Annotated in this window: 17 protein-coding genes; 10 read left to right on the top strand and 7 right to left on the bottom strand. The window is 63.3% G+C overall.

Translation table 11 applies throughout. The annotated features are described in order from the left end of the window. The first annotated feature begins 141 nt into the window (after positions 1-141). A complete protein-coding gene (locus AACU78_RS28530; protein ID WP_371924161.1) occupies positions 142-1257 on the top strand; it encodes a catalase family protein in 1116 nt (371 codons plus the stop codon). On the opposite strand, the gene AACU78_RS28525 is transcribed toward AACU78_RS28530, so the two are convergent. After that, on the bottom strand, positions 1243-2448 hold the full coding sequence (locus AACU78_RS28525; protein ID WP_106578932.1) for a DUF1835 domain-containing protein: 1206 nt from the start codon (positions 2446-2448) through the stop codon (positions 1243-1245). The two genes, AACU78_RS28530 and AACU78_RS28525, sit on opposite strands and share 15 nt — an antisense overlap. A gap of 266 nt (positions 2449-2714) precedes the next feature. Then, positions 2715-3791, bottom strand: a complete 1077-nt coding sequence (locus AACU78_RS28520) for an aldo/keto reductase (protein WP_106578931.1) — start codon at positions 3789-3791, stop codon at positions 2715-2717. 132 nt (positions 3792-3923) lie between these two features. On the opposite strand from AACU78_RS28520, the gene AACU78_RS28515 reads away from it, so the two are divergent. Both AACU78_RS28515 and AACU78_RS28510 read left to right on the top strand, forming a co-directional pair. Continuing rightward, complete coding sequence (locus AACU78_RS28515; RefSeq protein ID WP_106578930.1) at positions 3924-4601, top strand: ABC transporter ATP-binding protein; 678 nt, start codon at positions 3924-3926, stop codon at positions 4599-4601. Continuing rightward, positions 4598-5392: an ABC transporter permease gene (locus tag AACU78_RS28510; protein ID WP_106578929.1), complete on the top strand. Its 795-nt coding sequence runs from the start codon at positions 4598-4600 to the stop codon at positions 5390-5392. The genes AACU78_RS28515 and AACU78_RS28510 overlap by 4 nt, the downstream gene beginning before the upstream one ends. Positions 5393-5648: 256 nt before the next feature. Here the strand turns inward: AACU78_RS28510 and AACU78_RS28505 are convergent, their stop codons facing one another. Genes AACU78_RS28505 through AACU78_RS28495 form a run of 3 tightly spaced genes read right to left on the bottom strand, consistent with a single transcriptional unit; the run spans position 5649 to position 8862 of the window. Further along, the gene (locus AACU78_RS28505; protein WP_106578928.1) at positions 5649-6701 is read right to left on the bottom strand and encodes an L-idonate 5-dehydrogenase; all 1053 of its coding nucleotides are present in this window, start codon (positions 6699-6701) and stop codon (positions 5649-5651) included. Positions 6702-6715: 14 nt separating this feature from the next. After that, a complete protein-coding gene (locus AACU78_RS28500; protein ID WP_106578927.1) occupies positions 6716-7489 on the bottom strand; it encodes a glucose 1-dehydrogenase in 774 nt (257 codons plus the stop codon). 20 nt (positions 7490-7509) lie between these two features. After that, entirely contained in the window at positions 7510-8862 is a 1353-nt protein-coding gene (locus tag AACU78_RS28495; RefSeq protein ID WP_106578926.1) for a GntP family permease, read from the bottom strand. A 141-nt stretch (positions 8863-9003) separates the two neighbouring features. Between AACU78_RS28495 and AACU78_RS28490 the strand changes: the two genes are divergently transcribed. From AACU78_RS28490 to AACU78_RS28465, 6 genes are all read left to right on the top strand, one after another. After that, on the top strand, positions 9004-9876 hold the full coding sequence (locus AACU78_RS28490) for a LysR family transcriptional regulator (RefSeq protein WP_106578925.1): 873 nt from the start codon (positions 9004-9006) through the stop codon (positions 9874-9876). Positions 9877-9979: 103 nt separating this feature from the next. Continuing rightward, positions 9980-10612, top strand: coding sequence for a glutathione S-transferase family protein (locus AACU78_RS28485; protein ID WP_106578924.1), 633 nt, complete (start codon positions 9980-9982; stop codon positions 10610-10612). A 29-nt stretch (positions 10613-10641) separates the two neighbouring features. After that, on the top strand, positions 10642-11562 hold the full coding sequence (locus AACU78_RS28480) for a LysR family transcriptional regulator (RefSeq protein WP_106578923.1): 921 nt from the start codon (positions 10642-10644) through the stop codon (positions 11560-11562). After that, a complete protein-coding gene (locus tag AACU78_RS28475; RefSeq protein WP_106578922.1) occupies positions 11562-12446 on the top strand; it encodes a LysR family transcriptional regulator in 885 nt (294 codons plus the stop codon). The genes AACU78_RS28480 and AACU78_RS28475 overlap by 1 nt, the downstream gene beginning before the upstream one ends. Before the next feature lie 79 nt (positions 12447-12525). Continuing rightward, a complete protein-coding gene (locus AACU78_RS28470; protein WP_106578921.1) occupies positions 12526-13461 on the top strand; it encodes a pyridoxamine 5'-phosphate oxidase family protein in 936 nt (311 codons plus the stop codon). 153 nt (positions 13462-13614) lie between these two features. Continuing rightward, entirely contained in the window at positions 13615-14955 is a 1341-nt protein-coding gene (locus AACU78_RS28465; protein WP_106578920.1) for a PQQ-dependent sugar dehydrogenase, read from the top strand. 42 nt (positions 14956-14997) lie between these two features. Here AACU78_RS28465 and AACU78_RS28460 read toward each other — a convergent pair whose 3' ends face one another. Both AACU78_RS28460 and AACU78_RS28455 read right to left on the bottom strand, forming a co-directional pair. Next, the gene (locus tag AACU78_RS28460; RefSeq protein ID WP_106578967.1) at positions 14998-16422 is read right to left on the bottom strand and encodes an efflux transporter outer membrane subunit; all 1425 of its coding nucleotides are present in this window, start codon (positions 16420-16422) and stop codon (positions 14998-15000) included. Beyond that, positions 16422-17216: a helix-turn-helix transcriptional regulator gene (locus AACU78_RS28455; RefSeq protein ID WP_106578919.1), complete on the bottom strand. Its 795-nt coding sequence runs from the start codon at positions 17214-17216 to the stop codon at positions 16422-16424. Before AACU78_RS28455 ends, AACU78_RS28460 begins: the two co-directional genes overlap by 1 nt. Before the next feature lie 490 nt (positions 17217-17706). Here AACU78_RS28455 and AACU78_RS28450 point away from each other — a divergent pair, with 490 nt between their 5' ends. Further along, on the top strand, positions 17707-23976 hold the full coding sequence (locus tag AACU78_RS28450) for a non-ribosomal peptide synthetase (RefSeq protein WP_106578918.1): 6270 nt from the start codon (positions 17707-17709) through the stop codon (positions 23974-23976). Positions 23977-25001: the final 1025 nt, after the last annotated feature.

Genomic DNA, 25001 nt, shown 5'->3' with positions numbered 1-25001 from the left:
CGCTCGTCCGACGCCGTGCGGATTTGTTGAACATCCGTTTCTCTGCCTCGGCCCTATCAATCAAGACGGCCGCATTTATTCAGTCGTCGCTGCCTATTAGAAAAAAGCCTGCCGTGAATACCTTGCCGAGCGGAGAGACGCCTGATGAACGACCTACCTGCAGTCAACCCATCGATTCAACCTTTGGCTTTTGAGCCGTCATTCGAACAGATTCCCGATGATGAAGCGCAGACCAGCAAGGAGCTGGCTGAAGCGCTGCACGGCATCATGGAAACTACCTTTCGCGACAATGGCCACGCCACTCGCAGCGTCCACGCCAAGGCCCATGGCTTGCTGCGCGGGCACATCAGCGTGCTGGAAAACCTGCCCGCCACACTGGCCCAGGGCGCCTTCGCCAAACCGGTGCGCTTGCCGGTGTACCTGCGCTTTTCGACCAACCCAGGCGATATTCTCGATGACAAGGTGTCCACGCCCCGCGGGTTGGCAATCAAGATCGTCGGCGTGGACGGCCCGCGATTGCCGGGCAGTGAGGGCGAGGTCACCCAGGATTTCGTCATGCAAAACGCCAAGGCCTTCACGGCCGCGACGCCCAAGGCTTTTTTGAAGACGCTGAAATTGTTGGCCAAGACCACTGACAAGGCGCCGGGCATGAAAAAAGCCTTCTCGGCGCTGTTGCGAGGCGTGGAAGCCACACTCGAATCCATGGGCGGCGAAAGCGGCACGCTGAAGAGCCTCGGCGGCCATCCGCAGACCCATATCCTCGGCGAGAGCTTTTCCAGCGTGGTGCCGATGCTCTATGGCCCTTACTACGCCAAAATCGCTGTGGTGCCGGTGTCGTCCAACCTGACGGCATTGACCGACTTGCACGTGGACTTTGGCGATAACCCCGACGGCCTGCGCGCAGCCGTTGAGGCTTACTTTGCCCAGAGCGGCGGCACTTGGGAGGTGCGCGTGCAATTGGCCACTGACCTGGAAAAAATGCCCATCGAGGATGCTTCCGTGCAATGGCCCGAGGACCTCAGCCCGTACGTGACCGTGGCGCGCATTGACCTTGAGCCCCAAGCGGCCTGGAGCCCTGAAAACGTCCAGAAAATCGACGACGGCATGGCCTTCAGCCCGTGGCACGGGCTGGCGGCGCATCGCCCGTTGGGCGGAGTAATGCGCGTGCGTAAACCGGCTTACGAGATGTCGTCGGGGTTCAGGGCCGAGCACAACGGGTGCCCGATCCACGAACCGCGGCCGTCAATCACGCCATAAAGGCTGGTGGTCGTCATCCAGCGTCCAGTGGGGTTGGCGGGGTTCCAGGCACACCCCGCCAACCCAACGCACCTGGTTGGCGTGGTCCAGCCAATAAGCGTCGGCGTTCAGCACCGCGTGCCCCAGGGGGGTCAGCGCGAGTAAGCGACGTGGCCATTCGGGCTCGGTTGCAGTCTCGACCAGTAACGGCTCGTCACCATCGATCAACGGCCGCAACAACGCATGAAACGTCATGTCGCCCAGAAACGGCAGCGGCTCGCGCTTGCCCATCAGTTCTGCGAACACTCGACCAAACGGCACGGGCCCGGCTTCGGCGATGTACTGCAGGGACAAGCGTTCGGTGAGTGACAAACCATCGCGCCTGCCTGGCAATTCCTGCAATTGACGCGTCAGCGCGGGCGCGAGCAAGGGCAGGGCGCGGTGGTTGCCCTGCGCCAGTTGCGCCCAGTTGACCGGCGAGGGGTTGCAGTAAGCTGACCAGGCCTGCTTGGCCAGTTGCACGGCCTCATCGTCGATCAACCGGCGCTGTGGCCATAACCACGCGAGGACATCGGGTGCCAGTTGGCCAATGCCGATAAACCGCTCGACGCCGGGAATGCGGTCCACTTCGATCAGCTCAAGCTTGCGCGGTGCCTGCTCAAGCCCGGCCAGCGCGCGGATCAGGAACAGTTGGTCGTAGGCATCCGCCTCGCACCACAGCACGCTGTGATCGGCGTCGGCCAAGGCTCCAAGCTGGTGGTATTCATCGTTGATGCGCCGCGCGACTTCGGTGGGGTCCAGGGCGAAGGCCTGGCTGATAAACGCGCTGCGCATCGCGCGGAATGCGTCGCCGGGAAGGTCACGCACCGGCCCCATGCACAGCGGATCGGTGAGCATCTGGAACCGGCCTTTGAACCCAGCCACCTGCAGGCTATGGGCAATGTCGCTGCCGCAACGCCAGTGGCTGGTACGGGCTTCATCGCTGGCCTCAAACGCGGGATGGCGGGCGGCGAAGTCGAGGGCGTCGACGTGCGCCTTGAGCTTGGGCCAACTGCTGAACCCCAGTTGCCGGGCGACGTGCCATTGGGCCTGGGACAACGTGGCGGTGGGGTCCTGGCTTTTCAGGCGCGGCAACAGTTCCTTGGCGCGCTTGCGCTGCTGCTCAAGGTTAAGACGGCCATCGGTGTTGGAGGATAAAGGGCGTTGCGACATACGATCTCCTTGCACAGACCTTTTCCGCTTTAAGGTTGGGAGTCGTAAAAATGAAATGCAGCTTGAGTGTCTTGGGCGCAGCCCTTTCCGCGGAAGGTGGCGTAGAGAGCGCCAGGCGGGAAATATAGGCAGCATTGGCGCTCAGTGCAACCCTGCCAGTGTGGGAACGGGCCTGGCCGCGATGGCGCGGTGTCAGTCAGCCAATGCGCTGACGGAACCATCGCCTCCGCGGGCAGGCCCGCTCCCACCTTTTTGTCGTGTTGCTCTTACTTGTCCTTGCGCGCATCCATGGTCTTTTGATGCTCGGCCAGGAACGGCTGCTCCGCCGGATCAAAACGGTCAATCCCGGCAGTGAAGCGATGCCAGTACGGGTACAACGGCTGGCGCCGTGTCACCGCCTCGATGCGTGAAGACTGTTCTTCGGTGAGTTTGAGTTCGGTCGCCGCAAGGTTGTCGCGCAAGTGTGCTTCGGTGCGGGCGCCGACGATCAGCGAGGTAATGCCCGGGCGATCCTTGAGCCACGCCAGGCAAGTGCGCGCCACCGACACACCGTGTTCGTCGCCCACGGCGGCGAGGGTTTCGATGATGTCCAGCGCGCGTTCCTGGTCATGCACATAGGGTTCCGGCCAGCCACTGCCTTGGCGGGTAGTGGCCGGTGGTGTGTGCCCGCGCCGCGTCGAACCGGTCAGCAGGCCTTCGCCCATCGGGCCCCACACCAGCGTGCCGACGGACTGGTCGAGTGCCAGCGGCAGCAGTTCATATTCGGCTTCGCGCGATTCCGGCGTGTAGTAAATCTGCTGGGTGATGGGCTTGAGCATGCCGTGCAGCTCGGCCTTGCCCAGGGTTTTCATCATTTGCCAGGCTGTGAAGTTGCTGGTGCCGAAGTAGCGGATCTTCCCCGAACCGACCAACAGTCGCAGCGCTTCGAGGGTTTCCTCGATGGGCGTCATGCCGTCCCAATTGTGCAATTGGTACAGGTCGATGTGGTCGGTGCCCAGGCGCTTCAAGCTGGCTTCGCAGGCGCGAATCAAGTGGTAGCGCGAGGACCCGGAGTTGTTCGGGTTCTTGTCCACCGGGCTGCGGCCCTTGGTGGCCAGCAGGATGTCGTGACGCTTGGCGCCCAAGGCCTTGCCCACCACTTCTTCGGCCAGGCCGTGGGAGTAGAGGTCGGCGGTGTCGACCATATTCACGCCGGCGTCGAACGCGATGTCGAACATGCGCTTGGCCTGAGGTACGTCCACCGCGCCGCACTTTTCAAACTCGGCGCGACCGCCGAAGGGCACGGTGCCCAGGATGATTTCGGATACCAGCAGGCCTGAATGGCCCAGTTGTCGGTATTGCATGTCGCCTCCTGTTTTACGTTGCACGTGAAGGTGTGAACGACATGAATGGCGATAGTTTGAATTTTTTCATGAAATCTTCGTGCACCTGCCGCACCATTGCGCCCAACAGGATTTAAGAGGAACACCGCGTCCATGAGCGCACTGATAGAAACCCGCGCCCTCACGCGCGTGGACGAGCGTCGCCAAGTGACCTTGCTTGAACCGACGGACTTCACCCTCAACAGCGCCGATCGCGTGTCGATCACCGGTTCTTCCGGCTCCGGCAAAAGCGTGTTCCTGCGCGCGCTGGCGCTGCTGGATGCGCCCACCTCGGGGCAGATTCTGTGGAACGACCAGCCGGTTGCCAATGCCGACATTCCCCATTACCGCAGCCACATCAGCTACCTGTCGCAACGCCCTGCGCTGCTTGAGGGCACGGTGCAGGACAACCTGCGTTTTCCGTTCAGCCTCAAGACGTTGCGCAAGCGCCGCTTTGACCAGCAGGCGGTCACCACGCTGCTGGGGCATGCCGGGAAAACTGCGGACTTTCTGCACAAAAATGCCGGTGACCTGTCGGGCGGTGAAGCCCAGGTGGTCGCGCTGATCCGCACGCTGCAACTCAACCCCGAAGTGCTGTTGCTCGACGAACCCACAGCGGCCCTCGATCCCACGTGCTCCCGTGATGTGGAAGCGCTGATCGACGCCTGGTTTGCCGGCGACAACTCGCGTGCTTTCATCTGGGTGTCCCACGACCTCGACCAGGCCCAACGCATGAGCGCCATCCACCTGCAGATGAGCGCCGGCGTGCTGAGCGCAGTGGCCCAACCATGAATTATCAAAACCTCACAGCGCTGGACATGGGCATCGCCGCCTCGCTGATCCTGATCAACGGCGCGCTGTCGTTGCTCTTGCGCCTGGGCCTGGGTCGCCAGTTGCTGTGGGCGGCGGTGCGCACGGTGGTGCAATTGTTGGCCATTGGTTATCTGCTGGGCTGGGTGTTCGAGTTTGCCTACTGGTACGTGGTGCTGCCGCTGATGTGCGCGATGACTTTGATCGCCGGCCTGTCGGCGGCCGGACGTGGGCGCAGGACCTATCGCGGGCAACGGGCCGACAGCATCCTGTCGGTGTGGGGCAGCTCCTGGCTGGTCACGGCGGTGGGGTTGTTTGCGGTGATCCGCATCCACCCGTGGTACGAGCCGCAGTATGCGATTCCGATTCTGGGGATGATCCTTGGCAATACCCTGACCGGCGTGTCACTGGGCATCGAGCGCATGACCCAGGAATTGACCTCGGGGCGCAACACCATCGAGATGATCCTGGCGTTGGGCGGTTCGCGCTGGGAAGCCGCGCAGGAAGCCATCCGCCAGGCAGTACGCGCCGGGATGATCCCGACGCTGAACCAGATGACCGTGGTTGGCATCGTCAGCCTGCCCGGCATGATGACCGGCCAGGTGCTTGCGGGAGAGAGCCCGGTGGACGCGGTGCGGTATCAGATCGTGATCATGTTTCTGATCGCCGCCTCGTCGGCGTTGGGCACGGTAGGTGCGGTACTGCTCACCTACCGGCGGTTGTTTTCCAAGAGCCATCGTTTTTTGCGCTTCAGGCTTGAAGAGCGCGCCTGAGCCTTACGTGTTGTTGCAACCCTTGGCGATGGAGGGTTCCACTCGGTGGTGAGCGTAGACAGACACTCGGCACTGGTCCAGTCGGCCCAGCGACCTGCGCAGCCTTCAGCACTGATGTCGATCAAATGTGGGAGCGGGCTTGCTCGCGAATGCGGTGGGGCAGCCAGCTCATGTGTAACTGAGCCACCGCTTTCGCAGGCAAGCCCGCTCCCACAGGGATCAACTTTGCTGGGGAGATTGCATTCCAGGCCAGGCGTCAATCCAGATCCGGCACACCAAAATCCAACACCACTTTCATCGCCTGGGTCTTGTCCGCCGCCAGTTCAAATGCCTGCACCGCATCACCGAACGGCACGGTGTGAGAGATCACCGGGCGTACATCGACGATCTGGCGATTGAGCAAATCCACCGCCTGGGCAAACTCCGCGTGGAACCGGAAGGTGCCGCGCAAGTCGATCTCACGACTGACCAGCAAATTCAGCGGCAGCGATACATCACCGCCCAGGCCCACCGTCACCAACACCCCGCGCGGGGCGATGCAATCCAGGCCGCTGCGCAGGGCCTGGGCGCTGCCGGAGACTTCGAACATCACTTCGAAGTAGCCCTTTTCGGCGGTGTAGCGCTTGAGCGCATCGGCGCCGTCGGCGATGTTGTGGGTGCGTGTGGCGCCCATCTTTTCGGCGCAGGCGAGGGCGCTGGCGGACACGTCCACGGCCACGATTTCACCGGCACCGGCAGCACGCAGGCTGCCGATCAGCAAGTTGCCAATCGGGCCGCAGCCGGTCACCAGCACGCGTTTACCGAACACCGCGCCAGCACGCTGAATCGCATGCAAGCCTACTGACAACGGCTCGGCCAGTGCGCCCTCGGCGAGGCTGACGTGGTCGGCCAGGCGATGCGCCTGATGGGCCTCGATCACCAGGCTCTGGCGAAACGCACCCTGGATGTGGGGAAAGGGCATTGCGCTGCCGTAGAAGCGCATGTTCAGGCAGTGATTGGGCAAGCCCTGATGGCAATAGCGGCAGCCGCCGCAGGGGCGCGATGGCGACACCGCAATGCGCTCGCCAACCTTGAATACCCCGGCGTCGCTGCCTACCGCGTCGATCACCGCCGACACTTCGTGGCCGAGCACCATCGGCTCGCGCAGCCGCACGGTGCCGAAGCCGCCGTGCTGGTAGTAGTGCAAATCCGAACCGCAGATACCGCCCCGCGCGATGCGCACGCGCAGCTGGTCGGGGGCGAGGGTTTGCGGTTCATCCTGGGGATCGACCCGCAGGTCCTTTGAAGCGTGACAGACGATAGCGTGCATAAAATTCTCCAGGATTACAGCGACGCGGTGATGCCACCGTCGACGTAGAGGATATGGCCGTTGACGAAGCTGGCGGCGTCGCTGGCGAGGAATACCGCGGCACCGGCCAGCTCGGCCACGTCGCCCCAACGGCGGCTCGGCGTGCGCTGCACCAGCCAGTCGCTGAAGTCGGGGTTGGCCACCAGGTTGGCGTTCAGTTCGGTCTTGAAGTAGCCGGGCCCGATGCCGTTGACGGTCAGCCCGTGCGGGCCCCAGTCGATGGCCATGCCCTTGGTGAGCATTTTCAACGCGCCCTTGCTCGCCGCGTACGGCGCGATGCCAGGGCGGCCCAGCTCGCTTTGTACCGAGCAGATATTGATGATGCGCCCACGCTTGCGCGGGATCATCGCTCGGGCCACGGCCTGGCCGACCAGGAAGGCGCTGTCGAGGTTGGTGCTGATCAGCTCGCGCCAGTGTTGCTCGCTGTAGTCTTCCAGCGGGCCACGGCGTTGCATGCCGGCGTTGTTGACGAGGATTTCCAGTGGCCCCAGGCGCGCCTCGATGTCGGCCACGGCGGCCTGGATCGCCGCGCTGTCGGTCACGTCGAATGCCTGGGTGTGCACCTCCAGGCCCTCGAGCGTCAGCAGTGCGGCCGCATCGCGCAAGGTGGCGCGGTTGCGCCCGTTGAGCACCACCCGCGCACCGGCCTGGGCCAGACCACGGGCAATCGCCAGGCCGATACCGGCACTGGAACCGGTGACCAGCGCGAGCCGGCCATCGAGGCGGAAGTTGTCTAAAACGCTTTGCATGGGCTACCTCTCCTAACGCTTCACACCACCAACGACAGCAGCATGATGAACCCCAGGGCGGCGAAGGAGAGCACGGTCTCCATCAGCGTCCAGGTCTTGAAAGTTTCGACGACGGTCATGTTGAAATACTGCTTCACCAACCAGAACCCGGCATCGTTGACATGTGACAGCACCAGCGAACCGGCACCGGTGGCGAGCACCAGCAGCTCACGGTTCACGCCGGGCATCAGCCCGATCACTGGCGCGACAATCCCCGCCCCGGTGATCGTCGCCACGGTGGCGGAACCGGTGGCCACGCGAATCACCGCCGCCACCAGCCACGCCAGCAGGATCGGCGAGATCTCGGCGCGCACCGCCATGTGCCCGATCACGTCGCCGACGCCGCTGGCCACCAGCATCTGCTTGAAGCCGCCGCCCGCGCCGACGATCAGCACAATCGCGGCAGTCGGGGCCAAGCTTGAATCCAATAGCTTGCTCAGCTGTTCACGCGAGAAACCGCGGGCCGCCCCAAAGGTATAGAACGCCAGCAGCAGCGCCGCGAGCAACGCGGTGATCGGGTGGCCGATAAAGTCCATCCACACGCGGAACACGCTGTCGGCAGCGAAGGCCACGTCGGCGAAAGTCTTGAGCAACATGAGCACCACCGGCAACAGGATGGTGGTGACCGTGATGCCAAAGCCCGGCAGGTTTTCCCCCGTGGACTCTTTCGCCAGTTGCTCCATCAGTTCCGGCGATGCGTGGCCGGGGACGTAGCGTGAAATCAGGTTGCCGAACAGCGGGCCTGCGATCACCGCCGTGGGCAGGCCGACAATCAGCCCGTAGAAAATCGTTTTGCCGATGTCCGCGCCAAAAATCCCGATGGCCAGCAGCGGCCCCGGGTGCGGCGGCACCAGCCCGTGCACCACCGACAACCCGGCGAGCAGCGGCATGCCGACCTTGATCAGCGACAGCCCGGTGCGGCGTGCCACGATGAACACCAGAGGGATCAGCAGCACAAACCCGATCTCGAAAAACAGCGGAATGCCCACCAGGAACGCCGAGAACATCATTGCCCAGTGCACGCGCTGTTTGCCAAATGCGCGAATCAACGTGCGCGCGATCTGATCGGCGCCGCCGGAGTCGGCCATCAGTTTGCCGAGCATGGTGCCCAGGCCAAGAATGATGCCGACAAACCCGAGTACGCCGCCAAAACCGTCCTGGAAAGACTTCATCACCTTGTCCACCGGCATGCCGGAGGTCAGGCCAAGAAAGCCTGCGGCGACGGTGAGCGCGACAAACGGATGGACCTTCAAATGGGTGATCAACAATATCAATCCGATAATCGTGACCAGCGCATCCACCAGCAGATAAGTGTCGTTAGCCATGCCGAGCATGGTGCCTCCTTGTTCTCATTGTTATAGGCCAAGCCCTGTCATATCGTGTATGACGGTGTGTTACTTCACCGCAGGCGCGGGTCAGCGTCCAATTTTCATTTGTGATCGGTTGATCATGGTTTTTGATAACCGGGAGATTTTGTGGAGTTAAAGCACTTGCGCGCCTTCGTGGTGCTTGCCCAGCAACTGCACTTCGGCCGGGCGGCGGCGCAGTTATCGATTGTGCAGCCGGCGCTGAGCATGCAGATCAAGTTGCTGGAAAGCGGCCTGGGTGTGCGCCTGCTGGATCGCAATCGCCACGCGGTGACGCTGACCGAAGCAGGGCGCGCATTTTTGCCCGAAGCCCAGGCCACCTTGCACCAGGCCGCGCGCGCCGCAGACGCCGCGCGGGCGTCTCATCGTGGCGAAATCGGCCGAGTGCGTCTGGGGTTTGTGTCGTCGGTATTGCCGCAATTGTTGCCGCAGCTGATCCGCGCCGTGCACCTGCGCTACCCGCGTATCGAGCTGGAACTCAAGGACATGCCCGGCCCCGATCAAGCCGCCGCCTTGAAAAACGGCCTGTTGGATTTCGGCCTGATGCGCCTGCCGGCCGCCCATCCCGGCGTGCAGACTCGCGCGGTATTGCATGAAAGTTTTTGCGTGGCATTGCCGGTCGATCATCCTTTGGCGGCCCAGACCACCCTCCAGCCCCAGGACTTGCTCAACGTGCCGGTGTACATCCTCGCGCGTCGTTATGCGCCGGGGTTCTACGACGAGTTCATCAATGCCTTGGGCATCACGCTGGACATCGCCTCGGAACTGGGTGAGTTCACCACCATGCTCGCGCTGGTGTCTGCCGGGTTGGGCGTCGGGGTGTTGCCGCAACAGGCGGCGCGCGCGCTGCCGGCCAATTGCGTGTCGCGTCACCTTGAGCTGGGGGCGTATGAGGCCAGTACCGGACTGGCCTGGACCGAGCTGGACAGCGCGGTGAAGATCACCCTGTTCAGCCTGATCATGGAATTATTCGCGCAGTGATTGTTTCGTCCGGTGAAATGCTCGATTGTAAATCCTGATGATTCTCTCGATCAGTGCAGCGGCGGAAGATGCGGGCGTCGATCCCCCATCCTTGGAGCCTTTCATGTCTCAGTCTGCGATCAAACTGTATGGTTTCCCACTGTCTGGCCACTCTCACCGCGTGGAGCTGATGTTGTCGCTGTTGCGGCTGCCCCGCGAATTTATTCTGGTTGACCTCAAGCACGGCGCGCAGAAAGCCCCGGACTTTATGGCCCGCCTCAACCCCTTCGGCCAGGTGCCGGTGATCGATGACAACGGCACGGTGTTGGCCGATTCCAATGCGATCCTGGTCTACCTCGCGAACACCTACGGCGACGGCCAATGGCTGCCGAGTGATCCTGTCGGCCAGGCGCGCGTGCAGCGCTGGCTGTCGGCCGCTGCCGGTCAACTTCACGCCGGGCCGGCGGCCGCGCGACTGGCCGTGGTGTTTGGCGCCGAGGTCGATACCGTCACCGCCATCAGTCGCTCGCACGCGCTGCTGACGCTGGTGGAGCAGCAACTGGGCCAAAGCCGCTTCCTGGCCAGCGAACAGCCGAGTATTGCCGATATTGCCTTTTACACCTACGTCGCCCACGCGCCGGAAGGCAATGTGTCGCTGGCCGACTACCCTCAGGTGCGGGCCTGGCTTGCCAGCATCGAGGCCTTGCCGGGCTTTGTCGGCATGCCGCGCACGGCAGTGGGGCTGCAAGCGCAATAAATGATCTGTGGCTAGAAGAGTGAGCGCCGATGGACCGATTTCATGAAATGCAGGTATTTCTCGCGGTCGCCGAGGAGGCGGGCTTCGCCGCTGCCGCACGCCGCCTGAAAACCTCGCCGCCCAGCGTGACCCGGGCCATTGCCGCCATGGAGCAACGCATCGGCACGCAACTGCTGTCGCGCACCACGCGCAGCCTGCACCTGACCGAAGCCGGCCAGCGTTACCTGGAAGATTGCCGACGCATCCTCGCCGAACTGAACGAGGCCGAGGCAGCGGCGGCAGGCAGTTATTCCATCCCGAGCGGTCAACTGACGCTGACCGCGCCCGTGCTGTTTGGCGAGTTGTATGTGGCGCCGGTGCTGGGCGATTACCTGGACCGCTTTCCGCGGGTGAGCATCAACGCCTTGCTGGTCGATCGCGTGGTGAACATGGTCGATGAAGGCGTGGAGGTGGCCGTGCGCATCGGCCATCTGCAAGAGCCGGGGCAGCAGGCGATCAAGGTGGGTGAAGTGCGCCGCGTAGTGTGTGCTGCGCCAGGGTATCTCGACCAGCACGCAAGGCCGGCGCGGCCAGAGCAACTGCGTGAAGCGAAGATCGTCACGTCGTCCTCCAGCCAGTTGGTGAGCGAGTGGCGGTTTGTCGACGGCGGCCAGCCGCTGACCGTGCCTATCGAGCCGCGTCTGGTGGTCACGGCCAATAACGCGGCGATCCACCTGGCGCGGTTGGGCTGGGGCATGACGCGGGTGCTGTCCTATCAAGTCGCAGCGGCGGTGGCGGCGGGCGAGCTGGAGATTGTGCTGGAGAATTTCGAGCCGGCGCCACTGCCGATCCAGGTGGTGTTCCAGAAGAGCGGCCGGGTACCGGCCAAAATCCATACCTTTGTCGACTTTCTCACCCATCGCCTCGGACAGGACGCGGCCCTGAACCCGGCGTTGAAGCGGCGCAGTTGATGGAACGTTATCGCGACATGCAGCTGTTTACGGCGCTCGCCGGGCAACCGAGCCTGGCCTCGGCGGCCCGTCACGCACACGTCTCCAGCCCGACCCTGATGCGTGCGATTGCGCGTGTGGAGGCGCGCCTGCACGCGCAGTTGCTGCAACGCAGTACGCGAGGTGTGAGCCTGACCGACGCGGGCAGCGTCTACCTGGCCGACTGCCTACGCCTGCTGGCCGCGGTGGACGCCGCCGAAGCCTCGGCCCAGGGTTTGCACGCGCAGCCTCAGGGTAACCTGCAAGTCTTTCTGCCGTTTCTGTTCAGCCGCTACGTCATGGCGCCGGTGTTGGCTGGCTATATGGAGCGCTACCCCGACGTGCGTCTCGTCGCCCGCTATCACGACCATTACCCCAACCTGCATGAAGAGGGGTTGGACGTGGCAATCCTGGTCGGTGAACTGCCCAGTTCGTCACTGATCGCCCGGAGGGTGGGGCAAGTACGCCCGATTCTCTGCGCCAGCCCCGACTACCTGGCCGCTCACGGCGAGCCGGCGCATCCCGACGACCTCAAGCAGCATCGCCTGATCGCCAGTGCCGATCAGGTTGACTGGGGCTTCAAAGGCGGCTCATTAAAGGCGCGCGCACGCTTGAGTTGCACCACGGTGCAGGGCGCGATCAATGCCGCTGTGCACGGTGCGGGGCTGATTCGCTGCCTCAGCTACCCGGTGCATGAACAGTTGGCGAGCGGCCAGTTGCGTCGCCTGCTACCGGCCTTTGAACTGCCGGCGCTGGCGGTGCACGTGGTGTACCGCGAAGGCCGCAACGCGCCGATGCGCGTGCGCAGTTTTGTCGATCACTGCGTGGCAGCGCTGCGGGATCATCCGGCGTTTCAGTTGGCGTAATGCTGGATTGCCAAGCGTGGGCATTCTCTTGATGGGTGACAGGGCGCAGCATTCACTCATCGAACCTGAGGTGTGTGCCATGAACCAGATCGAACCCTCCCCCTGGCATGCCGGCGAACGGCAGATGCAGCAAAGCGCCGGCGTTGCCGAGCGCATGGCAGTCGTGGGGCCCAAGGTGATCCGCGACCATTTGCCGGAGCAGCATCGGGATTTTTATCCGCTGTTGCCCTACTTGATGCTCGCGGTAGTGGATGCGCAGGGCATCCCTTGGGCGACGCTGCTCGAAGGTGCGCCGGGGTTTGCCCATTCACCCGACCCGCACAGGTTGCAGATCGACAGCGTGCCGTCCAAAGGCGATCCGGCGCTGGCTGCGCTACACCACGGTGCGTCCGTGGGCCTGCTGGGCATCGACCTCACTACCCGCCGCCGCAACCGCATGAATGGGCGCGTGGGCAGCCTTGGTCACGCTGGCTTTTCGGTTGATGTGGTGCACACGTTCGGCAACTGCCCCAAGTACATTCAACGGCGCCCGGTCGAGGGGATCGCGCGCAAACCCGGCACCTTGGTCGAGCCCTTGAACTGCCTGGATGACGCCGCGCAAGACTTGATCCGCAACGCTGACACCTTCTTTGTCGCAAGCTACGTGGACGAGGAGGGCGCACGCTCGGTAGACGTCTCCCATCGCGGCGGCAACACTGGCTTCGTGCGCGTCGACGGCAATGTGCTGACCATTCCCGACTTCGCCGGCAATCTGTTCTTCAACACCCTGGGCAACCTGTCGGCCAACCCGGTGGCGGGGCTGTTGTTTATCGACTTCGAATCGGGCGATGTGCTGCAGATTGCCGGGCGCACCGCGCTGATCCTCAGCGGCCCAGAGGTGGCCATGTTCGACGGTGCCCAGCGGCTATGGACGCTGACCGTGGAGCATGCGGTACGGCGCCCGGCAGCGCTGGCGTTGCGTTGGCAGTTTGCCGAGTTCTCGCCGTTCAGCCTGGCGATGGGCCGTTGGCTGTGACTTGCAGCGCGGCCGGAGCGGTTGCCGCAAGCCGGCCAGGCGCATCCCTTGGCATTCGTGCCCGCCGGTTAATATTCAATTGCGCCACTGCCGGTGTTTACCCGCGCCCCATCACGCAATACTCCGTCGGGATTTTGCCCCGAGGTTTCAACCATGAATGTACCGAGCCGCCTTGCGCTCCTGATCTGCGCTGCCACTGCTCTCACCGCCTGTGGTGAATCGTCCAAGTTGCCGTTCCAGGCCAGCGTTGGCCCCACCCCGCAATTACCGGAACCCAGCACGTCGCTGATCCCCACACTCAAGGTCTCAAAGGCCGTGGGTTGGCCCGGCAACGCCCAGCCCACGGCGCCTGAAGGTTTCACCGTAACGGCGCTGGCCGACAATCTCGACCACCCGCGCTGGGTCTACACCTTGCCCAATGGCGATGTGCTGGTCGCCGAAAGCAATCACCCCCCGATGCCCGAAGGCGCCACTGACGGCGGCACGGGCTTGATCGCCTGGGCACGCCGTACCGCGATGGGGTTTGTGATGGGCCGGGTTGGCGCCGATACACCCAGCGCCAACCGCATCACCCTGCTGCGCGACGCCGATCACGATGGTCACGCCGAAGTACGCACTGAGTTCCTTGCCGGCCTGACATCACCCTTCGGCATGGCGCTGGTGGGCGATGAGCTGTACATCGGCAACGCCGACGCGGTGGTCAAGGTGCCGTATACCTCGGGCCAGACCCATATAGACGCCACGCCGGTAAAGGTCACCGAGCTGCCGGCCGGGATCAACCATCACTGGACCAAAAACCTGCTGGCCAACCCGGACGGCACGCGGCTCTATGTGACCGTGGGTTCCAACAGCAATGTCGGTGAAAACGGCCTCGACGCCGAAGAAGGCCGCGCCGCCATCTGGGAACTGGACCTCGCCAGCGGTAAGAAGCGCCTGTTCGCCAGTGGCTTGCGCAACCCCAATGGCCTGGCCTGGAAGCCCGGCTCCACACAACTGTGGACAGTGGTCAACGAGCGTGACGAAATCGGCAGCGACCTGGTGCCCGATTACCTGACCTCGGTGCAGGACGGCGCGTTCTACGGCTGGCCGTGGAGCTACTACGGCGCCCACGTCGATGTGCGCATGCAACCGCCGCGTCCGGACAAAGTGGCCCAGGCCATTGCCCCCGACTACGCCCTTGGCACGCACGTCGCGCCGTTGGGCCTGACCTTCTCGGACGCGCGGGGCATGCCGACGGCGTTCGCCGATGGCGTGTTTGTCGGTGAGCACGGTTCGTGGAACCGCAACCCGCAGGCCGGTTACAAGGTGGTGTTCATTGCCTTCAAGGAGGGCAAACCCGCTGGCACGCCGGTCGACTTCCTGACCGGTTTTCTGAATGCCGCGGGCCAGGCCCAAGGCCGGCCGGTGGGTGTGACCCTCGACGCGCAAGGCGCGTTACTGGTGGCAGACGATGTGGGCAACAAGGTGTGGCGGGTGGCACAGCGCAACCCTTGAACGCTGCACAAGGGATGTGGCTAGCCCACATCCAAACCCGCTTTATTTTGCCGTCGCCAGCACTGGCGTATCCCCCCACGCGCCCCCCAGCGCGGTATACAGGTTCACCTCCGCCACCAACTGTGCCAGCCGGTCGACAATCAGCGCTTGTTGCGAACTGAACAACGAGCGCTGTGCATCGAGAAACGTCAGGTTGCTATCCACGCCGCTGCGATAGCGGTGTTGGGCCAGGTCGTAATAGGCCTGGTTGGCCGCGACGAAATCGCGTTGTGCATCCAGCTGGTCATTAAAGGTCTGGCGGGCGGCGAGGCCGTCGGCGACTTCCTGAAAAGCCGTCTGGATCGACTTTTCATACTGGGCCACGGTGATGTCCTTTTGCAGTTTGGCGTAGTCGAGACTCGCGCGCAGGCTGCCGGCGTTGAAAATCGGCAGGTTGATCTGCGGCTGGAAGGTCCAGGTGCCCGAGCCGCCCTTGAACAACCCCGACAGCTGCGTGCTGGTGCTGCCGGCGTTGGCCGTGAGGGTCACGGATGGAAAGAACGCCGCGCGCGCCGCGCCGATATTGGCGTTGGCGGCCTGTAACTGATATTCGGCCTGGAGAATATCCGGGCGCCGTTGCAGCACGTCGGACGGCAGACCTGCGGGCACGCGCGCCACCAGCTCATCGGCGAGCGGTCGCGCGGGCAAACGCTCATCCACCGGCGCGCCCACCAGCAGGGCGAGGTTGTTCAGGTCCTGGGCGACCTGGCGTTCATAACGGGCCACGCTCGCACGCGTGCTTTCCACTGCGGTGCGCGCTTGCACCACGTCCAGCGCCGAGGCCTTGCCCGCGCTTTTGCTGCGGCTGGTGAGCTGCCAGCTGTGGTCGTCGGCTTCCAGGGTTTGCTGGGCCAGGGCCAGCAGTTCCTGGTCGGCGCGCCAGGTCAGGTACGCATTGGCGACGTTGGCCACCAGGCTCAACTGCGCGCTGCGTCGCGCCTCTTCGGTGCCCAGGTACGTGAGCATCGCCTGTTCGCTGAGGCTGCGCACACGGCCGAACAAATCCAGTTCATAAGCGCTGAGCCCCAACGTGGCGGAATAATTGGAAGTAATCGCAGACTTGCCGGTGCCGGTCACATCGCCTGGCAACTTTTGGCGTTTGCCGGCGCCTGTGGCGGACAGGGCCGGGAACAGGTCCGCACGCTGGATGCGGTACTGCGCCTGGAACGCCTGCACATTCAGCGCCGCAACGCGCAGGTCGCGGTTGTTGAGCAGCGCATTGGCGATCAACTGCTGCAAGGCAGGGTCGTGGAACACATGCTGCCAGTCCTGTGTTATCGCCACGGTGCCCGATTGCGCCAGGCGGTAAACCCCGCTTTGCGGGTACTGCGCAGGCACAGGCGGCGCTGGCCGCTGGTACTCGGGGATCAGCGAGCAACCGCCGAGCAGCCAGGCCATGCCTACCGTTGTGAGCATCGCTTTGTTCATCAGGCGCCAACCATCCATTTGGCCAGGCCATGTCGGCCACTGACGCCCAACTTGGCAGCGGCGCGTTTGAGGTAGGTTTCGATCGAGCTGTTTTTCACGCTGAGTTTTTCCGCCATTTGCGGCACGGTGCCGCCGGTCAACAGGCCCAGGCACACTTCCTGCTCACGCGCCGAGAGGGTGATATCGCTTAACGACAAACGCTTGTAGAACTCGCGCTGCAGCTGCGATTGCTCCAGCGGGTTGTGCGCCGGCTCGATCTCGGTGTGCGGTGCCTGGCGCAGGATCTGCGCGTGCCGTTCCATCAACGGCAGCAGGGTGTCCGACAGGCACTTGAGAAACGATAACTGCGCCAGCGAAAACCCTGGCTGGGTTGGCGGGCGATAGAACGAAATCACGCAGCGTCGATTGCCCTGGCGCGACACCAGGTTGCACTGGTGTGAGCTGCCGCGCGGGTGCGCACTGTTGGCCTTGGCCTTCATCTGAATCAGCAGCGGGTCCTGCATGCGCAGCATTTGCCGCAGCAGCGGGTGATCCTTGATGGGGTGCAGGGTCTGCGGCGCAGACAGGTCATTTTTAACGCCGGCGCTGCCCAGGAGCTTGATCTCGCGCACGCTGTCGCGCAGCTCGTCGAGCGTCCATTCACTGAGGTCCACCAGATGAATCGGCACCCACTTGTCCACGAGGTGCAACATGTTGGCGGCGAAGTGCTGGTGGCCACTGCTTGAAATCAACTCACCCATTTCGGCGTAGAAATGCGGGCTCTGTGTGTCGCCAATACTGCGGGTCAGACTCATAGCCATCTCATCCTTGATGTCGAAAACCGTCGACGGGGCGCCCTGGGTTTGTGAGGCGCGGTCCGTGCTCCTTGAACGTAATTCGGCGTTCGAGATTTTATTTAGCCATAGGGATTTGTCCTACGTATGCAGCGGAAACGAGGGACACAACCTGCCATAAAAACCACGTCATTAATTCGACGTTTCTGACGGCTTATTCCGCCCACGAAAAAACGCCTATCGTTTTTAGATTTAATTAAATTATTGATTTATATGGAAAATATAATTTTTTAAACGAGTCCTTTAAGCATTGATAGCGGCCACAAATAGCCGATTTCCTACAAACGTTTAATCGATTCAGCAATGAACCCTCAGCCAAGGCCGTTTTGCGCCTTTCTGATGTCCGGGTTTCGGGTGACAGACAGCCCCGAACCCCCATGCTCAAATCCGGCAATTTCGGCGAAATGGGCCCTCGCGCGGCCAGTGCCTGACCTCCCATGAGAAGGATCTTATGACGCATCTCACCCGCCAGCCGGCCAGCTTCCCCCTCACCGCTGCCCAACAGGACATCTGGCTCGACCAACTGCGTGTGGGCGACTCACCGTTGTACAACATCGGCGGCTATGTCGATTTTGCCGGGCCGGTGGTCCCCGATTTGATCCAGCGCGCGGTCGAGCGGCTGGTGGCCAAACACGATGCGTTGCGCACCCAGCTGCATAGCGACGACCAGGGTCTGCCTCGGCAAACCTTCGTCCCTGCCATGGCGGTGGAAGTGGGGCAGTACGATTTCTCTGCGCTGCCCGACCCGCAGGTCGCGACCCAGGCATTGATGCAGGCGCAAATGGCCCGCCCGTACGCCATGAGCGGTGAACCGCTGTTTCGGTTTTTCCTGGTCAAACTCGACGATGACCACTACCGCCTCGGTACCCAGGCTCACCACCTGATCCTCGACGGCTGGGGCTTTGGCCAGATGCTGCAATCCCTGGCTCGGCTGTACAGCGACCTGGAGCAAGGTCGGCAACCCGAGCCACTGGCGCCGTCCTATATCGACTTCATCGACACCGACCAGCGCTACTTGCAATCGGCGCGTTACGCCCGTGACCGCGCCTATTGGCTGGACAAATACCAGGTGCTGCCCGCGCCGCTGTTGACGCCTCGGCACAACGCGCAGGCGCCGAGCAATACGCTGGTGCAAGCGTTCCCGGTGGCGCTGCTCAACCGCATGGAACAAGTGGCCAACCGGTATCAGGCCTCGGCCTTTCATGTGTTGCTGGCGGCGATGTACGTGTATTTCACCCGCACCAGTCAACGCGATGAATGGGTGGTGGGGTTGCCGATCCTCAACCGCTCCAACGCGCGTTTTCGTTCTACCGTGGGTTTGTTCACCCAGGTGAGTGCGGTGCGTTTTCAGTTCAGCCAGCACTTGCCCTTCAGCGCCTTGGTGCGTGGCATACGTGACCAGCTCAAGCAGGATTTCCGTCATCAACGCTTCCCGTTGAGCGAGATGAACCGTGAGCTGGGCCTGCGGCGTACAGATCGCGGTCAGTTGTTCGACCTGTCGGTGTCCTTCGAGCAGGACGACCACGACCTGCGTTACGGTCAGGTCCAGGCCCGCGCGATCAAGGTTTCCAACCATCATGAGCCGCTGCCGATCGCCATCCACCTGCGCAGCAACCGTTACCAGGACACCGCGTGCCTGCATTGCGTGTACAACGAGGCGTATTTCCAGCACGACGACGTGAAAGCGATGGCGCAGCGCTTTACCTGGCTGCTGGAGCAGGGCCTGGAAGACACCGCGCTGAGCGTGGGTGAGTTGTCCCTGGTCACGCCCGCCGAACAGGCCCAATTGCTGCGTTGGAATGCCACCGCACAACCCGCCACCGAGCCGCAAACCCTGCACGCGCGCATAGAAGCGCAAGCCGCACGCACGCCGCAGGCCATCGCGGCGGTGCACCAGGGCCGGCAACTGACCTACGCCCAGCTCGATCAACAGGCCAATGCGCTGGCCTGGCAGTTGCTCGAACACGGCGTGCAGCTGGACGATCGCGTGGCGATTGTGGCCCGGCGTGGCCTGGACACCTTGGTGGGGTTGTTGGCGATCCTCAAATCCGGCGCCTGTTATGTCCCCGTGGACCCGGCCCATCCTGCCGAACGCCTGAACTACCTGTTGCACGACAGTGCGCCCGTGGCGGTGCTGACCCAGCAGGATTTGCTGCATCGCCTGCCTTTGCTGGACGTGCCGGTCATCCGCCTGGAGCACCCGGCCGGGCACCTGGGCGAGAGTCCGCGGGTCGCCGTCACGCCGTCGAACCTTGCCTATGTGATCTACACCTCCGGCTCCACCGGGCAGCCCAAGGGCGTGATGGTCGAGCACCATACGGTGGCGAACCTGGTGGACTGGCATTGTCGGGCGTTCGACCTGCGCGCCGGCAGCCACACGGCCAGCGTGGCCGGCTTCGGGTTTGATGCGATGGCCTGGGAAGTGTGGCCGGCGCTGTGTGTGGGCGCGACGCTGCACCTGCCGCCGGCACAGGATGACGCGCAGGACGTCGATGCATTGCTCAGTTGGTGGCGCGCGCAGCCGTTGCAGGTGTGCTTTTTGCCGACGCCGGTGGCCGAGTACGCCTTCAGTCAGCGCCTGGAACACCCTACATTGCGTACACTGCTGATCGGCGGCGACCGTCTGCGCTCGTTCAGCCGAACGCAGACCTTCGACGTGATCAACAACTACGGCCCCACCGAAGCCACGGTGGTCGCCACCTCCGGGCTTGTCGAGGTGGGCGGGCCGCTGCATATCGGCGCACCGGTCGCCAACGCCTGCGTTTACTTGCTTGATGAGCAGCAACGGCCGGTGCCCATCGGTGTGGCGGGGGAGCTGTACGTCGGCGGCAAGGGCGTGGCACGCGGTTATCTCAACCGTCCGGAACTGACTGGCGAACGCTTTCTCGATGACCCCTTCAGCGACGGCCGGATGTACCGCACCGGCGACCTGGCCCGTTGGCTGCCCGACGGTAATCTCGAGTACCTGGGCCGCAATGACGATCAGGTGAAAATCCGCGGCGTGCGTATCGAGCTGGGGGAAATCGAATCTGCGCTGGCCACGCACCCGGCCGTCATGGAAGCCGCCGTGCTGTTTCGTGAGGGGCAATTGCTGGCGTGGTATGTCGAACGCGCCAGCGTCACTGTCGAATCGCTGCGTGCCCATCTGCAAGCCTCGCTGCCTGACTACATGCTGCCGGCGGCCTACGTGAAGCTGGCGGCTTTCCCGCTCACCGCCAACGGCAAGCTCGACCGCAAGGCCTTGCCGGCGCCCACACAAGCGGCTTTCGTGACGCGGTTGTTTGAGGCGCCACGCGAAGGCGTGGAAACCACCCTGGCGCAGATCTGGACGCAATTGCTGCACGTGCAGCAGGTAGGGCGCCATGATCATTTCTTCGAGTTGGGCGGGCACTCGCTGCTGGCGGTGCAACTGGTGCAACGCATGCGTGATGCCGGGTTGCGCGCCGACGTGCAGGTGTTGTTCGGCCAGCCCACCCTGGCAGCGTTGGCGGCGGCCAGTGCAGGCAGCGACAAACAGGTGCCGGCTAACCGCATCCCATCGGGTTGCACGCACATCACGCCAGACATGCTCGCACTGGCCGACCTGGATCAGCCCGGCATTGATCGCATCGTCGCCGGCATTCCCGGAGGGGCGGCCAATGTGCAGGAAATCTACCCGCTGGCGCCGTTGCAGGAGGGCTTGCTTTACCACCACCTCACCGACGAGCGCGACCCCTACCAGCAACATGCGCTGTTCAGTTTCGCCAGTCGCGCGCAGCTCGACGCGTTTGCCCAGGCGTTGCAACAGGTGATCAACCGTCACGATATCCTGCGTACCAGCCTGGTTTGGGATGCCCTGGACCAGCCCATGCAAGTGGTGTGGCGCGACGCACAATTGCGGGTTCAACCCCTGCGCGAACAACATCAGCCGCTGGACTTGCGCCAGGCGCCGCTGATGGCCCTGGATTACGCCGAAGAACCGCACAACCGGCGCTGGGTTGCCAAACTGCGTTTCCATCACCTGGTCAACGACGCCACCTCAACCACCGTGCTGGTGGACGAAATTCGCGCGCACCTGCTTGGGCAGCAGGCGCAACTGCCGGTGCCGGTGCCGTATCGCAATGTGGTCGCACAGACCCGGGCGCCGGAACGACAGGCCGCCCACGAGGCGTTCTTCCGCGAGCGCCTGGCGGATGTCGACGAGCCGACCCTGGGGTTCGGCTTGCAGGAGCGGCAGGCGGATCGCGCAGAAATCGAGGAGTCCGAACAGCCCCTCGGCGACGTGCTCAACCAACGCCTGCGGGCCCAGGCGCGTGCCCTTGGCGTCAGCGCTGCCAGCCTGTTTCATCTGGCCTGGGCGCACGTGCTCAGCCGTGTTGCGGGCCGCGATGACGTGGTGTTCGGCACCGTGCTGCTCGGCCGTTTGCAAGCCGGCGAAGGCGCTGATCGCGCGCTGGGCATGTTCATCAATACCTTGCCGTTGCGCGTGCGCCTGGCCGGGCAAACCGTGCTCGATGCGCTCAACGACACCCACACCCAGCTCAGTGCCTTGTTGGCCCATGAACAGGCCTCGCTCGCATTGGCCCAGCGTTGCAGCAGTGCGTCGCCGCTGTTCAACAGCCTGCTCAACTACCGTCACACCGACGCCGACCCACGCCTGAACCTGGTGCCGGGCATTGCGTTGCTCAGCAGTGAAGATATCGTCAGTTACCCGTTGATGCTCACCGTTGACGACGTTGCCAGCGGCTTTCGGCTCAAGGCCAAGGCGCCGCGCAAGGTTGGCGCCGAGCGACTGTTGGCGTACCTGGACACGACCCTGCATGGCCTGGCCCATGCCCTTGAACACGCACCGGCCACGCCATTGCGCACGGTGCCGGTGCTGCCTGCCAGCGAGCTTAATCGGCTGTTGGTGGACCTCAACGCCACTGAAACCGACTACCCCGAAACCCTTACCGTGCAGGCGCTGTTTGAAGCCCACGCGCGGCACATTCCCCATGCCATTGCGGTACAGGCCGGCGAACGGCAACTGACTTACCGCGAGCTTAATGAGCGCGCGAATCAGCTGGCCTTTCACCTGCGTGAACGCGGGGTTGAGCCGGATTCGCGGGTGGCGCTGTGTGTCGAACGCGGGCTGGACCTGGTGGTGGGTTTGCTGGCGATTCTCAAGGCGGGCGGCGCCTATGTGCCGCTCGACCCTGGCTATCCGCGCGAGCGCCTGGCCTACATGCTCAACGACAGCCAACCGGTGGCCCTGTTGGTGCACGCCGCCACCCGCGACGTGCCGGGCGCCGTGTCTGTCCCGGTGATCGACTTTGACCAGAACGCCTGGAGCCAGGCGCCCATCGGCAATCCGTCGGTGCCCGGCTTGAGCGTCGCCAACCTGGCCTACGTGATGTACACCTCGGGCTCCACCGGCACGCCAAAAGGCGTGATGATCGAGCATCGCGGCCTGGGCAACCTGATGCACTGGGGCTCCCGGCTGTGCCCGAATGCCGAAGGCGGCGCGTTGTTGCAACGTGCGCCGTTCAGTTTCGACGGCTCGGTGTGGGAGTTGTTCTGGCCGCTGGCCAACGGCATGCGCCTGGTCCTTGCGCGGCCCGACGGCCACCGTGAACCGGCTTATCTGGCGCAAGTGATCCGCGAGCAGCAGATCACGGTCATCAAGTTCGTGCCGGCAATGTTGCAGCAGTTTCTCGAGCTGGAAGAGTCGGCGTTGTGCACCTGCCTCACCGACGTGCTCTGCGGCGGCGGCGAACTCACCGAAGCCCTGGCCCGTGGCGTGCAGGCGCGCTTGCCCAAGGTGCGTTTGCATAACGTCTACGGGCCCACCGAAGCCACGGTGGACAGCAGCGCGTGGACGTTGGAACCCGGCGATCCGGTGCCGGCCTTACAGTTGCCGATTGGCCGTGCGATCAACAACACGCGTCTGTATGTGCTGGACGAACACGATGCGCCGGTGCCGATGGGCGTCAGCGGCCAGTTGCATATCGGCGGCGTTGGCGTAGCGCGGGGTTATCTGGGGCTGGAGCAGATGACGGCCGAGCGCTTTATCGACAGCCCGTTCGTGGCGGGTGACCGGCTGTACCGCACGGGCGATCTGGTGCGTTACTTGCCGGACGGTAATCTGGAATTTCTGGGGCGCAATGACTTTCAGGTCAAGCTGCGCGGGGTGCGCCTGGAGCTGGGGGAGATCGAGTCACGCCTGGCGGCGCATCCGGCGTTGCGCGAAGTGGCGGTGCTGATTCGCGATGAGCGGCTGGTGGCCTACTTCACCCTGCGCGCTCAGGCGCCGAGCCTGGAGGCCTTGCGTGCGTATGTGCTGGAGCAATTGCCGGAGTACATGGTGCCGGCGGCTTTTGTGCAGCTTGAGGTATTGCCGCTTAATCCTGCCGGTAAGCTTGATCGCAAGGCGCTGCCTGAGCCGGGGTTGGAGGCGGTGGTCAGCCGTGCGTATGAAGCGCCGGTTGGTGAGGTGGAAACCTTGATGGCGGGGATTTGGGCGCAGGTCTTGAAGTTGGAGCGGGTAGGGCGGCATGACCATTTCTTCGAGCTGGGCGGGCATTCGTTGCTGGCGGTGAGTTTGGTGGCGCGTATGCGCAAGGCGGGGTTGGATGTGGATGCGCGGATGTTGTTCAGTCAGCCGACCTTGGCGCAGCTTGCAGCCTGCACTGCGACACGGGTGGAGGGTGTGGATGTTGTGCAGACGGCTATTCCGCAGCTTGGTCGGCGTCGGCGGATTTGAGTGGGGGGGCTTTTGGGGGAGTGCATATCCGTTGCTGCGGTAACGGCGGCTGGCGGTTCCGCTCTTACAGCGGGTCACTTTTGGCAAACGCCCCAAAAGTAACCAAAAGGTCTTTGCCCCACCACTCGGCACCTCGCTTAGGCTCGGTGTGCCCTCACTCCGGCTTGAATCCGTGGGCCGCCGCGACGGGCCATCCATGGCCCAACGCGGCTAACCCGGCGTCCTGCCGGGTTACCCACGGATTCAAGCCTGCGTTCGGCCAGCGTGGTTGACGGGGCCTGTCAGATCAAAGTCAAAAGCAAGATCAAGAGCAGAGCACGGCGGCCTGGTAGCCGACCTGAGTGGTTGAAGCAAAAGCGGATCAAGAGCACAGCAACACACTTCTATCTAATGCACAGAGATCCAAATGTGGGAGCGGGCTTGCCCGCGAATGCGGTGGGTCAGTCAACTCATGTGTCACTGACCCACCGCCTTCGCGAGCAAGCCCGCTCCCACAAGTTGACCGAGCTCAGCCTCCACCACTGCACTGCTTTGCTTTTCTGTGGGAGCTGGCTTGCCTGCGATGCAGACACCTCGGTGTATCAGGCATAACCAGTAGATGCCATCGCAGGCAAGCCAGCTCCCACAATTTGACCGAATCCCGCCTCCACCATCGCACTGCTTTGCTTTTTTGTGGGAGCTGGCTTGCCTGCGATGCAGACACCTCGGTGTATCAGGCATAACCATTAGATGCCATCGCGGGCAAGCCAGCTCCCACCTTTGACCGAGTGCAAACGACACCCATCTATCTGATTCACAGAAATCCAAATGTGGGAGCGGGCTTGCTCGCGAATGCGGTGTTTCAGTCAGCTCATGTGTCACTGACCCACCGCCTTCGCGAGCAAGCCCGCTCCCACAAGTTGACCGAGTTTAGCCGCCAGCACCGCAGTGCTTTGCTTTTCTGTGGGAGCTGGCTTGCCTGCGATGCAGACAACTCGGTCCATCAGGCACACCCAGTCGATGCCTTCGCAGGCAAGCCAGCTCCC

Source organism: Pseudomonas sp. R9.37 (genome assembly GCF_963878885.1).
GTDB lineage: Bacteria > Pseudomonadota > Gammaproteobacteria > Pseudomonadales > Pseudomonadaceae > Aquipseudomonas.
Note: the sequence above shows the minus strand (reverse complement) of the source record. Positions and strands in the feature narration are given on the sequence as shown.